Annotated in this window: 10 protein-coding genes and 2 pseudogenes; 7 read left to right on the top strand and 5 right to left on the bottom strand. The window is 57.9% G+C overall.

The annotated features are described in order from the left end of the window. Positions 1 to 43: 43 nt before the first annotated feature. On the bottom strand, positions 44 to 562 hold the full coding sequence (locus HXW73_RS04645; protein ID WP_186255122.1) for an RES family NAD+ phosphorylase: 519 nt from the start codon (positions 560 to 562) through the stop codon (positions 44 to 46). Next, positions 559 to 987 carry a DUF2384 domain-containing protein gene (locus HXW73_RS04640; RefSeq protein ID WP_186255121.1) on the bottom strand — a complete coding sequence of 143 codons (429 nt, stop codon included), beginning with the start codon at positions 985 to 987 and terminating at the stop codon, positions 559 to 561. Before HXW73_RS04640 ends, HXW73_RS04645 begins: the two co-directional genes overlap by 4 nt. Positions 988 to 1,137: 150 nt before the next feature. On the opposite strand from HXW73_RS04640, the gene recC reads away from it, so the two are divergent. From recC to recD, 5 genes are read left to right on the top strand one after another with little or no spacing between them, the layout of a single operon-like run. Then, positions 1,138 to 4,704 (top strand): exodeoxyribonuclease V subunit gamma, encoded by a 3,567-nt coding sequence (gene recC / locus HXW73_RS04635; RefSeq protein WP_186255120.1) that lies wholly within the window; start codon positions 1,138 to 1,140, stop codon positions 4,702 to 4,704. Positions 4,705 to 4,758: 54 nt separating this feature from the next. Continuing rightward, positions 4,759 to 5,067 (top strand): nucleotidyltransferase family protein, encoded by a 309-nt coding sequence (locus tag HXW73_RS04630; RefSeq protein ID WP_186255119.1) that lies wholly within the window; start codon positions 4,759 to 4,761, stop codon positions 5,065 to 5,067. Then, a complete protein-coding gene (locus tag HXW73_RS04625; RefSeq protein WP_186255118.1) occupies positions 5,064 to 5,591 on the top strand; it encodes a hypothetical protein in 528 nt (175 codons plus the stop codon). Before HXW73_RS04630 ends, HXW73_RS04625 begins: the two co-directional genes overlap by 4 nt. Then, positions 5,588 to 9,463, top strand: a complete 3,876-nt coding sequence (gene recB, locus HXW73_RS04620; protein ID WP_186255117.1) for an exodeoxyribonuclease V subunit beta — start codon at positions 5,588 to 5,590, stop codon at positions 9,461 to 9,463. Before HXW73_RS04625 ends, recB begins: the two co-directional genes overlap by 4 nt. Continuing rightward, positions 9,460 to 11,751, top strand: coding sequence for an exodeoxyribonuclease V subunit alpha (gene recD, locus HXW73_RS04615; RefSeq protein WP_446718998.1), 2,292 nt, complete (start codon positions 9,460 to 9,462; stop codon positions 11,749 to 11,751). Before recB ends, recD begins: the two co-directional genes overlap by 4 nt. Positions 11,752 to 11,827: 76 nt before the next feature. On the opposite strand, the gene HXW73_RS04610 is transcribed toward recD, so the two are convergent. Next, a complete protein-coding gene (locus HXW73_RS04610; protein WP_186255116.1) occupies positions 11,828 to 12,622 on the bottom strand; it encodes a hypothetical protein in 795 nt (264 codons plus the stop codon). Positions 12,623 to 12,988: 366 nt separating this feature from the next. On the opposite strand from HXW73_RS04610, the pseudogene HXW73_RS04605 reads away from it, so the two are divergent. Continuing rightward, positions 12,989 to 13,264 (top strand): annotated as a pseudogene (locus tag HXW73_RS04605) (ATP-binding domain-containing protein); the annotation flags it as partial. Between the two features lie 91 nt (positions 13,265 to 13,355). On the opposite strand, the gene HXW73_RS04600 reads toward HXW73_RS04605, so the two are convergent. Further along, positions 13,356 to 13,739 (bottom strand): hypothetical protein, encoded by a 384-nt coding sequence (locus HXW73_RS04600; RefSeq protein ID WP_186255115.1) that lies wholly within the window; start codon positions 13,737 to 13,739, stop codon positions 13,356 to 13,358. Positions 13,740 to 13,865: 126 nt separating this feature from the next. Between HXW73_RS04600 and HXW73_RS04595 the strand changes: the two are divergent. Continuing rightward, positions 13,866 to 14,238, top strand: a pseudogene (locus tag HXW73_RS04595) (exodeoxyribonuclease V subunit alpha); the annotation flags it as partial. Between the two features lie 142 nt (positions 14,239 to 14,380). Here HXW73_RS04595 and HXW73_RS04590 read toward each other — a convergent pair. After that, entirely contained in the window at positions 14,381 to 14,905 is a 525-nt protein-coding gene (locus HXW73_RS04590) for a hypothetical protein (protein ID WP_222105026.1), read from the bottom strand. Positions 14,906 to 15,007: the final 102 nt, after the last annotated feature.

Below are 15,007 nucleotides of genomic sequence, written 5' to 3'. Positions count from 1 at the left end.
AACATCGCGACAACCTTAGAGGAACATCTCAAAATACAAGGAATTACTCCCAGGAGCGTGCGTCACGAGGCAGATCACCGTGCGGATCGTAGGCTTCTAATAAATCACTTTCTGCCAGATTATCGGTATAGAGCACAAGGTTCATACCTGACGGGTTTGCCAAAGAAGGAAACAGAACGCCTTTTGCCCCTTGTGCTAATGCCATATCGCCTAATAGCCAGCTCGGTGGCTCAATACGTTCATTGAACCAAAGCTTGCGCCAGTCGCAATAAAGCTCCTGCCAGAGGGAGTCCCATTGCATGCTATAACCGTTACGAAAATCGACAAGCTGAGTAACGCTTATTGTATAGCTGACGATTAGGCCTGACGGCATCAAGGCAGACAGCTGCTTGTACTCGGCCAACGCTGTTTGATCATCAAGCGCCAAATATAAAGCAGCCACGCCGGGGCGGTTTAATCGACCACCATGCTCTCTCGCTCCAGCACCGCTAGTGGGCGAGAATGCCCATTTTGGGACATGCACACGATAGGCCTGAGTATTTAGCGCTGGCAGTACAATCATCCCACCACACCAGCTTGTAACGCTTTGACATACCGAAGAAGGTCATCGGCGCGGCCTTCGCTCACTAATTGCTCAGGCGTTTTATAATCAAAGGCACCGATAGGCTCATTTCGAAACCAAAACAACGCATCATGGAAGTCACCATTAATATCAGCCGCTGCACCCAATACCCTAAGTGCTTCACGAAGAAAGCGTTGGAGCTTCTCTGCGCCCTGCGCTCTATAGATGGTTGTGCGATGCACGTGCGCGTGACTGGCCAGCGTTTGAATATCCATGCTCAGCGCGCTGGCAAACAGCTTAGGATTGATGAGCGGCTGGCGATCTTCACGCGCAACACCTTTCAAGTCAGCAAGAAAGCGCGCAAAGGAGTCTGGGGCTTGATAGCCCATCGGTTCGCTATGTGATTCTTCTATCGCTGTTGCCATGACAAGCCTCCCGCTGCACTTATGCAACTAAAAAACAACGTATATTCATCATAGCAGTTAAAAACCAAGATGCTAATGCATTGAGCGTTGGCCAACCACTTATGGCACCATAGATTTAGCCACCACCACTGCCGTGAAGGAACCTCGTGCATGCCCGCCAATTCGCTGCTTTCGCAAACGCCGCTAACGCCCGGCTTTATGGTGGTTCACGGCAACCGCCTGGAAGACTTGCGCGGGCTGGCGGTGGAGTGGATGCGCCTGCACCCGCTGGGGCCACTGGAAAATGAAACCATTCTGGTGCAGAGCAACGGTATCGGGCAGTGGCTGAAATTGGCGTTGGCGGAAGACCCGGACAATGGCGGCGCAGGTATCGCCGCGGCGCTGGATGTAATGCTGCCCGCGCGCTTCTTGTGGCAGGCCTACCGCACGGTGCTAACTCACGTATCGGACAATGAAGATGCCGTCCCGGAAACCTCGCCGTTTGATAAGTCGCGGCTGGTCTGGCGGCTTTTACGCCTGCTGCCGACCCTTGCCGAGCAAGAGGTCTTCGCCCCGCTGGCGCAGTTCCTGGAAGTCGACCGCGACCAGCGCAAGCACTACCAACTGGCCGAGCGGCTGGCGGACCTCTTCGACCAGTACCAGGTGTACCGTGCCGACTGGCTGGACGCCTGGGCCAACGGCGAGGACGTGCTGATCACCGCCCGCGGCGAGGCCCGCCCATTGGAAGACCACCAGCGCTGGCAGCCCGCGCTGTGGCGCATTCTGCGCGACGACGTGGCCGCCACCCAGGGCGATGCGGGCCTCAACAGCAGCCGCGCCCAGGTGCATCGGCGCTTTTTGAAAGCCACCGAACAGCTTGACGGCCAGGCCTGCCCGCCGGGCCTGCCCCGTCGGCTGATCATATTCGGCATCTCGTCGCTGCCCCAACAAACCCTGGAAGCCCTGGCGGCGCTCTCGCGCTGCTGCCAAGTGGTGCTCTGTGTGCACAACCCCTGCCAGTACTACTGGGCGGATATCATCGAGCACAAGGACCTGCTGCGCGCCAGCCGCTACCGCCAACGGCGCAAGACCGGCATGCCCGAAGCGCTGGATGTGCTGGGCACCGGCGACGCGGACGATGCCCTGCACCTCCACGCCCAGCCGCTGCTTGCTGCCTGGGGCAAACAGGGCCGTGACTACCTGCGCCTGCTGGATGAACACGACGACACCGGCGACTACCAGACCCTGTTCGAGCAACAGGCGTTGCGCATCGATATGTTCGAGCCGTTCTCAAGCGAACAGGGCTGCCTGCTGACACAGCTGCAGGACGACATTCGCGAATTGCGCCCGGTGGTGGAAACAAAAAACCACTGGCCCGCGCTCGACCCGACAGATGACTCCCTGGTGTTTCATATTGCCCACGGCCCCCAGCGGGAAGTCGAGATTCTCCACGACCAGCTGCTGGCCGCGTTCAGCGCCGACCCCAACCTGCGCCCGCGGGATATCATCGTCATGGTGCCGGATATCGACCGCTACGCGCCGCACATCGAAGCAGTGTTCGGCCAGCTACAGGGCGACGACCCGCGCCACATCCCCTACACGCTTTCCGACCAAGCCAGCCGCCACCGCCTGCCAATGATGATTGCCCTGGAAAAGCTGCTGCGCCTGCCGGAGCTGCGCCTTTCCGTGAGCGACCTTCTAGACCTGCTCGATGTCCCCGCCCTGCGCCAGCGCTTTGGGCTGGAAGAGCGCGACCTGCCGGTGCTCGAGCGCTGGATGGAAGGCGCGGGCATCCGCTGGGGGCTCAACGCCAGACAGCGCCAGACCCTGGAGCTACCCGGCGGGCTTAGCCAGAACACCTGGGCCTTTGGCCTGCGCCGCCTGTTGCTCGGCTATACGGTAGGCGAAGGCGATGCCTGGCAGGGCATCGAGCCGTTTGACGATATCGGCGGGCTGGAAGCCGGCCTTGCCGGGCCGCTTGCGACCCTGCTGGAAAAGCTCGAAGCCACCTGGGAGACCTTCCGCCAGCCTACTGATGCTGCCAGTTGGGTCGAGCGGCTTCGCACGCTGCTGGAAACCTTTTTCCTCACCGACGACGCCCAGGAAAGCGTGATGCTTACCAAGCTGGAAAACGGCCTGCAGCAAATACTCGAAAGCAGCCGCGAAGCCCGGCTGGAAGACCCGCTGCCGCTTTCCATGGTGCGCGAACACTGGCTGGCGCAGATCGATGAGCACAGCCTTTCCCAGCGCTTTTTGGCCGGAGCGGTCAACTTCGCCACGCTGATGCCCATGCGCGCCATCCCCTTCAAGCGGGTGTGCCTGCTGGGCATGAACGACGGCGAATACCCACGCTCCCAGCCGCCGCTGGATTTCGACCTGATGGGCAGCGACTACCGCCCCGGCGACCGCTCCCGCCGGGAAGACGACCGCTACCTGTTCCTTGAAGCGCTGCTCTCCGCCCGCGATCAGCTCTACATTAGCTGGGTCGGCCGCAGCCAGATCGACAACACCCCGCTGCCGCCTTCGGTTTTAGTCGGCCAGTTGCGCGATCACCTGGACGCTGGATGGCGCTTTGAAAACGACGCACCGCTGCTGGATACCCTGACCACCGAGCACCCGCTGCAGCCGTTTAGCCGCCGCTATTTCGAAGACAGCACTGAGTCCGACCGACTGTTTACCTATGCTCATGAATGGCGCGACGTTCACGCCCCGAGAACGCCACAGGCTCAGCCAGAAAAACTGCCCCCACTGGAAAACGCCCCAGCGAGCCTGTCCCTCGGCCAACTGGGCGGTTTTCTCCGCGAGCCGGTGCGCAGCTTCTTCAACACCCGGCTGGGGGTGTATTTCGAGCAGGAAGCCATCGCCGAGCTGGACGCCGAACCCTTCGCGCTGGATGGCCTACAAAACTGGCAGCTGCAGGACCGGCTGATTGCCGCCCAGCGCCACGCGGTGGACAACGGCGAGCCGCGCCTGGAAGCCCTCGACGCCCAACTGGAACGCTTTCAGGGCCAGGGCGTGCTCGCCATGGGCGCCTTTGGCGAGCGCATGCGCGAGTCGCTGGCCGAACCCATGGATGACCTGTTCAGCGCCTACGAAGAAGCATTGGCCCAATGGCCCATCGCCTTACCCGCGCCGGAGCCCGTTCGCGTAGAAGGTGCCGACGGCATCGTGCTGGAAGACTGGCTGAACGAACTGCGCCAGAACGAAGCCGGCGAACGCTGCCGCCTGCTGCTACTCAGCAGCAGCCTGATCAGCCAGGGCAGCGGACGCGGCCAATACCGCTGGACCCACCTGCTACGCCCCTGGGTCGCGCACCTGGCGGGCAACCTCAGCGGCCCGATGACCACTCAGCTACTTTCCAAGGCAGGTAACATCACGCTGGACCCCATCGCCGCCGACACCGCCCGCGCCCACCTGGAAACCCAGATGGCAGCTTGGCAAGCAGGCCTTGAAGCCCCGCTGCCGCTGGCCCCGCAAGCCGCGTTTGCCTGGCTGACCAAACAAGGCACGCCGGAGATGGCAGACGAAAAAGGCCGGGAAAGCGACGCCTACGCCGCCGCTGAAGCCGCCTATGACGGCGGCCGCTTCCAAACCGGCGAAGTCGCCCAAAGTGCCTACCTGGCCCACCAATGGCCCCGCTTCGAGCGGCTGTTCAATGACCACAGCGAACAGACACACAGCTTCGCCGCGCTGGCCGGGGCGCTCTACGCCCCGCTGTTTTATGCGGTAAAGGGTTAGACTCGATACAGTGCTAGACTTTATAAACAGGCTCAAAGGAAAGGAGAGGCCTCCATGCGACTCACTCAATCACAGCGCTCGACTATCGTCTCTGGTGTACGTGAGCTCATTGGGCCTTCCGTCAACGTCCAGGTGTTTGGCTCGCGTCTGGACGACACAAGGCGGGGCGGTGATATCGACCTACTGCTGATCTCCCCGACAGCGATTCCCCTGCTAGCCTCTGCCGAGCTTAAAATGGCGCTGGAGGAGCGGCTCCAACTGCCTGTGGATATCGTGACCTACGTCTCGACGGATGAGCCAACCCCCTTCCAGGCGATAGCCCTGGCGCAGTCGAGCCCGATTAAGGATGAGGAAGCGGCATGAGCCAGGACGTTCTCAGCGAACAGCAACGTTATCTTGCGCAATTACTGGAAGCGATTCAGCGCTGCGCCTGGTTTCTGCAACAGTCTCGCAACAAGGTGACTTGGCCGATTGATGGGGAGTGGCTGGCAGACCACAAAAAAGATGTGGAATTATTTGAAACACTTGCCGCCCTCAATGAACGATTTGCCAAGCTGCAGGATTCCCTAGCATCGGCAATGCGACATAGTGCCCTGCTTGCAGGTGAATCCACCGAGAGCTTTCTCAAGGTACTTGCTCTGTTTGAAAAACAAGGCGTGATTGATGCGACGAGTGATTGGCAGCGCTGCCGCGCCATCCGCAACATCGCCGCCCATGACTATTCAACTCACTACGCCCAGATAACGGAACACTTCAACCTGCTCAACGAACTCTCCGACATACTCCTGCATACGTCTCGAAATCTCGTGGCCTGGTGCGCTGACCAACTCCAGATTCGTCCCGCAAGCCAGGACTTCTCCACCGAGTTTGACAATATTTTCTTATGAGCCAGCCCGCCCCACTCGATCCATTGAGCCTCCCCCTCCACGGCAGCCGCCTTATCGAAGCCAGCGCGGGCACCGGCAAAACCTTCACCATCGCGCTGTTATACGTGCGCCTGGTGCTGGGCGGCCAGCACAGCGAAGACGACACCGCCTTTGTGCGCCCGCTGACGCCCCCTGAAATCCTGGTCGTCACCTTTACCAACGCCGCCACCCAGGAACTGCGCGAACGCATCCGCAACCGGCTGGTAGAAGCCGCCGGGGTGTTTCGTGCAGAAGCATTGCATGAGGAGGAGCCGGGGGTATGCCGTAGAGGAGGTTGTCCGACAGGGCCGGAAAATGTTCCCGACGATTCCAGCATTTCCGCCATCCATGGCGGTCAGATGTCGGACGTAGCGCCCAAGGACGGGTTCACAGCGCCTCCTCGTAGGCATACCGCCGGCGGATCAGCGCCACAAGCCAAGCTCGACCCGATGCTTCTAGAGCTCCGCGACCAATACGATGAAGCCACCTGGCCCGCCTGCGCCCGACGCCTGGAACTGGCCGCCGAATGGATGGACGAAGCCGCGGTTTCCACCATCCACAGCTGGTGCTACCGCATGCTGCGCGAACACGCCTTCGACAGCGGCAGCCTATTCTCCCTCGACCTGGAAAACGACCAGCACGAACTGGAACAGGAAGTGGTGCGCGACTACTGGCGCACCTTCTACTACCCGCTGGACGCAGAAGCTCTCGGCCACATTACCCGCTACTGGAAATCCCCCGACGAGCTGCACGCCCAGGTCGCCCGGCTACTCGCCGAAAGCGACGCCCTCGGCAGCCAACGCCCCGACCCGGCGGAGACCCTCAGCGCCGCCGAGGCCGAACGCCAGGCAACGCTCAGCACCCTGAAAGCCCCCTGGCCCGCCTGGCTGGACGAGCTGGTGCCCGCGCTGGAAGACGCCGCCAAGCGTAAAGCCTTCAAAGGCCAAAGCTTCAACGCCAAAAGCCGCGCCAACTGGCTGGGCGCGCTGCGCGAATGGAGCGAAAGCGACCTGGAGCGCCCCGCGCTGACCCCCGCCGCCTGGAAACGCCTCACCCCGGACGGCATGGCCGAGATATGGAAAGACGGCGCGCCACCCTGCCCGGCGGCCTGGGAAGCGCTGGCCGAGCTGCCCGATGCCCTCAAGGCCCTGCCGGAACCGCGCAACGACCTACTGATTCACGCCGTGCAGTGGTGCAAGGTGCGCCTGGAACGCGAGCAGGAACGCCGCGCCGAAATGGGCCCCAACGACCTGCTCAGCCATCTGGACCGCGCCCTGCAAGGGCCCAATAAAGACGCCCTGGCCGCACAGATCCTGCGCCAGTTCCCCGTCGCGCTGATCGACGAGTTCCAGGACACCGACCCCATCCAGTACCGCATCTTCAATGCGGTATTCGAGGTCGCCAAGCCCCGCCGCGACGCCGCCATCCTGCTGATCGGCGATCCCAAGCAGGCCATCTACGCCTTTCGCGGCGCGGATATCTTCACCTACCTGCAGGCCCGCCAGGACACCGCCGGCCGCCACGTCACGCTGGGCACCAACTTCCGTTCCAGCCGCGCCATGGTCGAAGCCGTCAACCACTGCTTCGCGTACGCCGATCGGCAACCCGCCGGGGCTTTTCTGTTCCGCGAAGAAGGCGGCGACAACCCACTGCCCTTCCAGCCGGTCACCGCCAAAGGCCGCGGCGAACAGCTGGTACATCAGGGCCAGCCGCTGCCCGCCATGACGCTCTGGGCGCTGCCAAGCGACGAACCGCTTTCCAAAACCGCCTACCAGACCGAGATGGCCGAGCGCTGCGCCTCGCACATGACCGAACTGCTCATCGCCGGCCAACAGGCAGAAAGCGGCTTCCAGAAAGACGACCAGCTCACACCGCTCAAGCCTTCCGACATGGCGGTACTGGTCAACGGCCTGCAGGAAGCCCGCGCCATTCGTCTGGCGCTGGCCAGCCGCGGGGTCAAAAGCGTTTACCTCTCCGACCACGACAAGGTATTCAGCTCGCCCATGGCCGGGCAGGTAGAACGCTGGCTGCGCGCCTGCGCCGAGCCGCTGGCCAGCTCCCGCCAGGCCGAAGCCCACTTGCGCGCCGCCCTGGCGACGCCGGTGCTGGGTCTCACCCTGGCCGACCTGGGCCACCTGCAACAAAGCGAGCTGGCCTGGGAAGCGCGGGTCGAACAGTTCAGCCACTACCACCGCCTGTGGCAACGCCAGGGCGTACTGCCGCTGGTACGCCGCATGATGGTCGACTTCGACATTCCCGCCCGCTTGCTGGCGGCATTCGAAGAAGGTGAGCGCTTGCTAACCGACCTGCTGCACCTGGGTGAACTGCTTCAGCAGGCCAGCCAGGAACTGGATGGCGAGCACGCGCTGATTCGCTTTCTATATGACGCCATCGCCGACCCGGAAAGCCACGGCGACAGCCACAAGCTGCGCCTGGAAAGCGACGCCGACCTGGTCAAGGTGGTCACCATCCACAAGTCCAAGGGGCTCGAGTACCCGCTGGTGTTTTTGCCATTTATCGCCAACCACCGCCCGGTCGGCGACAAGGACCTCCCGCTGCGCTGGCACGACGCCCACGGCAACCTCCAGCTCAGCCTGAGCGCGGATGAAGACATCCTGACCACCGCCGACCGCGAGCGCCTGAGCGAAGACCTGCGCAAGCTCTACGTGGCGCTCACCCGCGCCCGCCACGCCACCTGGCTGGGGCTGGCGCCGCTCAAGGGGCTGGAAAACAGCGCCATCGGCCACCTGATAAACGGCGGCAAGGCCATCGCGCCAGAGGCACTCGCCACCAAGCTGGCAGAATTGACGGAAGGCAGCGACATTCACGTTAATGCGCCGCCCGAGCCCACGGCGCTGCGCCTTGCGCCGCCCCAGCAAACCACCACCCTGGGGCATGCCCGCACGCCCAAGCGCCCCGCCAAGGAACACTGGTGGATTGCCAGCTACTCGGCGCTGCGCCTTTCCGGCACCCTCACCGCCCCCGTACTCACGCCCCTGGAACCCACCACCGCCCAGGAAGCCACGGCATTCGAGGTGCTGGATGAGCCGCAGGAGCTGTCTCAGGAACTGTCCCAGTTGGCCCAGCAGGAAGCGTTTCACCCGCACAAGTTTCCGCGTGGCCCCGGCCCCGGCACCTTCCTGCATGGCTTGCTGGAATGGGCAGGCAGAGAAGGCTTTGAAAGCGCCGCGTCCGACAGCGATGCCCTCGACGATATGCTCTGGCGGCGGGTCCAACTGCGCGGCTGGCAGGCGTGGCAAGCACCGCTGGCCGGTTGGCTCACAGCGCTGCTGACCACGCCCTTACCGCTGAACCAAAGCGACAGCGTGCCGCTCACCGAGCTTGGCAGCTATCAGGTCGAGCTGGAGTTCTGGTTCGCCGCCAAAGAGGTCAATACCCAGGTCATCGACGCCCTGGTTAGCAAGCACTTACTGCCTGGGATTGAGCGGCCCGCGCTGGATGCCGACACCCTGAACGGCATGCTGAAAGGCTTTATTGATCTGGCCTTCGAGCACCAGGGGCGCTTCTACGTGCTGGACTGGAAATCCAACTATTTGGGGCCGGATGACAGCGCCTACGAACCCGAAGCCCTACGCCAGGCGCTGCTGACCAAACGCTACGACCTACAGGCCGCGCTTTACCTGCTGGCCATGCACCGGCTTTTAAAAGCGCGACTGCCCGACTACGACCCGCACCAGCACCTGGGCGGCTCGATGACGGTCTTTCTGCGCGGCAGCCGCAGCCCGGGGCGCGGGGTATTTGCCGAACCCGCCCCGGTCGAACTGATCGAAGCCCTGGATGCCCTGTTTGCCGGTGAGTCGGTTTCAACCACGTCGCAAGAGGCCACGCTATGAGCCGCAAACGCACCAACGGCCACCCAGGCGATACCCTCACGTTTGACCTGTTCGGCGACACCGCCGCCGAAATGAGAGAGACAAGAGAGACAAGCGAGCCAACGGCCACGGCGGATGCCACGCAAGTAAGCGCTCACCCTGCGCTCAGCGATACGACCGAACTACTGGCACTATGCGAGCGCTGGGTGGCGCGAGGCTGGCTGCGGGATCTCGACCGCGCCCTGGTGCGCTTCCTCGCCATGGAAGCGCCGGACGCCCCGCCGCTACTGCTGCTCGGTGCCGCGCTTGCCAGCCACCAGTTGGGCCGCGGCCATGTGTGCCTGGATCTAAACGCCACGCTCAGCGCCCCGGACTTTGCGCTCTCGCTACCGCCGGAAGGCGACGATCTAAACGACCCGCCGCCGCTGCCCAGCCAGGTACTCGAAACGCTTACGCTTGCCGACTGGCAAGCCGCGCTCAACCACCCCACGCTGATCAGCGACGGCCCCGGCAATACACCCCTGGTAGTCAGCCACAGCGGCAACACCACCAAGCTCTACCTGCGCCGCTACTGGCAGTACGAACAAACCCTGCACCAGGAAATCGCCCATCGTCTGGAGGCGATGAACGGCGACGGCCAATCGGCATTGCTCCCCGATGCGCTGACGATTCTTTTTGAAAACACGGGCACCCTGGACTGGCAAAAAACCGCCTGCGCCCTGGCCGCCCGCAACCGCTTCGGCATTATTACCGGTGGCCCCGGCACCGGCAAAACCACCACCGTCGTACGCCTGCTCGCCCTGCTGCAAACCCTGCAACTGGCAGAGCCCGACGCCCAACCGCTGCGCATCCGCCTTGCCGCGCCCACCGGCAAAGCCGCCGCCCGGCTGAATGAATCCATCGCCGGGCAGGTAAGCCTCTTGCCATTCGAGTCATTAGGTACTTTGTTGGAGCCCAATTCATTGGTGGTCCGACATATCGGCGATGATTGCGGCACCGAGTCCTTAAAAGCCTCGATCCCAACTGAAGTCACCACACTGCACAGACTGCTTGGCGCTCGCCCCGACACCCGCCACTTCCGCCACAACGCCGCCAACCCGCTGGCGCTGGACGTGCTGGTGATCGACGAAGCCTCGATGGTGGATATCGAAATGATGACCGCCGTGCTGCGCGCCCTGCCCGCCCAGGCGCAGTTGGTGCTGCTGGGAGATAAAGACCAGCTCGCCTCGGTGGAAGCCGGTGCCGTCCTGGGCGACCTGTGCCGCCGCGCCGAGGCCGCCCACTACACGCCAGAGACCGCCGCTTGGCTTGCACACGCCACCGGCCAGCCACTGCCGCCGGACTACATCGACGCCCACGGCCAGCCCCTCGACCAGGCGATTACCATGCTGCGGGTCAGCCACCGCTTTAACGAGCACAGCGGCATCGGCCAACTGGCCCAGGCGATCAACCAGCCAAGCCATGCCCAAAGCGACCAGGAAAAACACCAGGCGGTAAACCAGGTACTGCGCCACGGCTACCCGGACCTGCACCACCTGACGCTGACCGACGACGCCGCACTGGATAAGCTGGTCATTCACGGCAGCCCCGACAAGTTTATCAACGGCGGCGAAGGCCGCATCGACCACAACGGTGCCCCCATAGCCCCACCCACCGGCTACCGCCACTACCTGAACGTGCTGAATGCTCAGCGCCCGCGCGGGGAATCGTTTGAGGAAAACGCAGACGCCTACAACGACTGGGCAAACGCCGTACTCAGCGCCTACAGCCACTTCCAACTGCTATGCGCGCTGCGCAAAGGCCCGTGGGGGGTAGAAGGCCTGAACCTGCACATCGCCAAAATGTTGCGCAGCGAAAAGCTGCTGTACGGGAGTGATTTCACGCTGGAAAAAGGCTGGTATGAAGGCCGCCCGGTACTCGTCACCCAAAACGACTACGGCCTGAAACTGATGAACGGCGATATCGGCATCACGCTAGCGGTGCCCGACCCAAGAACAACCGGCAAATCGCTACTTAGAGTCGCCTTCCCGACCAGCGACCCGAAAAACTCCATCCGCTGGGTACTGCCCTCTCGCCTGCACGCGGTGGAAACCGTGTTCGCGATGACGGTACACAAATCCCAGGGCTCGGAGTTCAAACACACCGCCCTGCTACTACCGCCCTCCATCAACCCCATCCTCACCCGCGAGCTGGTCTACACCGGCATCACCCGCGCCCGCGATTGGCTTACGCTGATCGAAGGCAAGCGTGGGGTTTTGAATGAGGCGGTGACCAGGGAGGTTATGAGGGTTAGTGGGATAGAGGCATAATTGTATTAGGTAGGCAATGAGCTATTCACAATTCCATAAGAAAAAAAGAGATGGCATTTTCCTAACTGTAATTTTCTTAGGAATCATTTGGCGCACACCACAATATCTCATCTTTTAATTTTAATTCATCATAACTAAAGACATGATTGAAGGAAAGGATAGTGTTTTGCCATTTAAAATCTAACCTATGGAAGTTACGTTGAAGTTTTTCTTCTTGATCGGGCGGATTTTCAATCAGTGATGGCCTACATGAAACAAACCCAGAATAAGCAGCCTCAATTCTTTTATTTTCCTCAATTTTATTCCATGTAGAATATCCCGTCATCCCTAATAAAAAAACTCCTATTAATACTAAAAATATCGTAGCCAATTTCAAGCGAGCCAAACCTGGATATCTCCTAGCCTCCGCCAGCTTCTGCATTAAACTAGTTATTTCAGCATCTCCTGATATCACTTGAATGACTTGAAAACTTGCGGAAGGGTTAAATATTTCAATTGAGATAGATTCATTTGGAGGAATTTCTTTAATTACTATTTCTTTCTCATTTTCCACATGATTAAAACGAACAGCGACATCTCTCCGATGAAATGTAAGCGTAGGCTTATATTCAAAATCTCCTGAGTACAGAACTCTAACATCTTTTTGCGAGTTTGAAGAGTAATTATCAACTCGAATATGTACCAAACTTAAATCTTCATAGCTAATATTTTGAGAATGAAGAACTTCTCTAAACTCCATTGGAATAGGATAAACAATAGGACCAAATGTGTCATACCCAAAAGCATCTGGCATTTCCCTTCTAATCTTAAAAGCAGCTAGCAAGTAATTCAGCAAAGCATCATCCTTAGTTAAAAATAAACATAAAGCCAAAAATCAGCAATCCTTAAAATTATCGCTTAATTTTTAAATATAAGCAATATATCAATAAAAACTTCCTCATAAAGCCATGCACTCAAAATCCTCACAACCACCAAGAACAAATTATTTTTTATCACCTCATGCCGAAATAATGAAACCGCTCCCACTCACGACAATACCAAAGCGGATCTCAGCAGCCCATTTTCTAGAGCCAATATGGCTTCTTAAGCAAATTGCCTTACTTGCCCGTCATTGATATCTGAGACGTATCTTCTGAGTGCGGGTTTTAAAGATTTCGTAGGAGAGTTTTCAACCACTCCTATTTCAATAAGTTGCTTCCGACGTCACCCTCTGATCCAAGAATGCCTGGAAAATCTCATCCGCTGGGTACTGCCCTTTCGCCTGCACGCGATAGAAACCGTGTTCGCAATGACGGTTCACAAATCCCAAGGCTCGGAGTTCAAACACACCGCCCTGCTGCTACCGCCCACCATCAACCCCATCCTCACCCGCGAGCTGGTCTACACCGGCATCACCCACGCCCGCGACTGGCTTACGCTCATTGAGGCCAAGCGCGGTGTGTTGAATGAGGCGGTTACGAGGGAGGTTATGAGGGTTAGTGGGTTGGGAGGGAACCGCCCCAATCAGGGGTAGACGTCGTATAATCACTAAAGCGCGTGATGGTTTTCTATTACTGTACAGTTAATGATTATTTAGGTTTTTCTTCATCAAAATAATACACTTTTTATAAAAGAACATTTATACACAGAGCAACAATAAACGTAGAGATAGAAAATCCAAAACATGCCCCAGTTAGTGATGCAAAAACTGCCTCCCATTTATCCCCTTGTGGTGTCCATAGAAGCTTTTTTAAAAAAATATTATTGGGTTCATATGCTGACTCTAGTCTATGAATTAGAGGCAATGATGCTTGCCAAGTGAAAACTAATGCCAAAGAAAGAAATAAAATGCTTACTACAATTGTATAATACACCCACATCCCACCTCCTTCTTCTACATCGATAGTTCTTAAAAAAGCGACTTGACCAGCCAAAATGGCTAAATACCAAGGATATATTGATTTATACCAATCTACCTTTAGCTTTATATATTCTAGCTCTCTATCCATTTATAACCTTCCAAAAAAGTAAAAGTGCTGATACCAGCGCAATAGTTTCATGCCTAGCATAGCGCTGCTGTTGACTTTAGAACACAGGTAAATATTGCGTGGGGGAAATGCTGTAAGACCGACGGCAGCGACCATATGCTGGAAAACGGCTGGTACGAAGGCCGCTCGGTGCTGGTTACCCAAAACGACTACGGCCTGAAACTGATGAACGGCGATATCGGCATTGCAGTGGCAGTGCCGGACCCGCGCACACCGGGTAAAACCTTGCTGCGCGTTGCGCCCCGGAAAAACCCATCCGCTGGGTACTGCCCTCTCGCCTGCACGCGGTCGAAACCGTGTTCGCGATGACAGTACACAGATCTTAGAGCTTAGAGTTCTGCACACCGCCCTGCTGCTGCCGCCCACGCCCATCCTCACTCGCGAGCTGGTCTACACCGGCATCATCCGCGCCCCCGAATGGCTCACACTCATCAAAGCCAAACGCGGGCTTTTGATTTGAATGATGCGGTGATGAGGATAAGGATGAGTAATGAAGTTATTATTCATCAATAACTTGCATATTTTGTTATTAATAACTAGCAAAAACCCATCCTAAAATCCATCTAAGTCTTCCATATTACTTTCACCAAGATGATGGGCGGCTAAATGTTAACTTTATTTGACTGATCAGATACGATTGAATTAAAAAGCTCTAGTATTTCGATTTTCGATCTTCCAGCAGCAGAAAAACTAATAAGCTCATCAAATTCTAATTCAATATACTTATTACTCCTCGGGTTTAACAAAATAAAACTCTTCCACTCTTTCGACTTGCCCTCTATAGCGGCAGCGAAACTTAACAACCAGTAAATCAACAATTGCCTATAATCGGCTGAACCAAAGTTTTTGCTTGTACATTTCACTTCTATCAAAGTAGCGCCTAATGAAAAGTCCCCCTGACCTTCTGCAATCCATTGATAACCAGGAATAGTTGGTGATAACTCAACACTAAAACCTGACCATTCTTTAAATTTATCAAGAGCAAAAACAAGATTATTAGAAGCAGCTCTCGCAACACCTAAATCATGCTCAGTAAAACTCTCTGGCAACTCCGCATCAAAATATCTTTCCTGTCTATTTAACGCAGCTTTTAAGTATAGGTCCCAGTTTTCATCACTGTTGCCCATCAGTATTTGCTCAGTTCTTACGTATGCAACCTCGAAGAGCATTGCAGCATTGATAGATGCTTTTCTCACATGAGAATCGGGTATTGATTCACAGTTCTTTAC

This window comes from Halomonas sp. SH5A2, from assembly GCF_014263395.1.
Classification (GTDB): Bacteria; Pseudomonadota; Gammaproteobacteria; order Pseudomonadales; family Halomonadaceae; genus Vreelandella.
The sequence above is the reverse complement of the archived record's forward strand: the minus strand, read 5'-3'. Positions and strand labels throughout refer to the sequence as shown.

Bases quoted from the DNA above. Each gene is read 5' to 3' on its own strand.
- HXW73_RS04600 (WP_186255115.1), bottom strand. From the start codon at position 13,739: ATGGATAGAGAGCTAGAATATATAAAGCTAAAGGTAGATTGGTATAAA.
- recC (WP_186255120.1), top strand. From the start codon at position 1,138: ATGCCCGCCAATTCGCTGCTTTCGCAAACGCCGCTAACGCCCGGCTTT.
- recB (WP_186255117.1), top strand. From the start codon at position 5,588: ATGAGCCAGCCCGCCCCACTCGATCCATTGAGCCTCCCCCTCCACGGC.
- HXW73_RS04625 (WP_186255118.1), top strand. From the start codon at position 5,064: ATGAGCCAGGACGTTCTCAGCGAACAGCAACGTTATCTTGCGCAATTA.
- HXW73_RS04645 (WP_186255122.1), bottom strand. From the start codon at position 562: ATGATTGTACTGCCAGCGCTAAATACTCAGGCCTATCGTGTGCATGTC.
- HXW73_RS04640 (WP_186255121.1), bottom strand. From the start codon at position 987: ATGGCAACAGCGATAGAAGAATCACATAGCGAACCGATGGGCTATCAA.
- recD (WP_446718998.1), top strand. From the start codon at position 9,460: ATGAGCCGCAAACGCACCAACGGCCACCCAGGCGATACCCTCACGTTT.
- HXW73_RS04590 (WP_222105026.1), bottom strand. From the start codon at position 14,905: ATGGGCAACAGTGATGAAAACTGGGACCTATACTTAAAAGCTGCGTTA.
- HXW73_RS04630 (WP_186255119.1), top strand. From the start codon at position 4,759: ATGCGACTCACTCAATCACAGCGCTCGACTATCGTCTCTGGTGTACGT.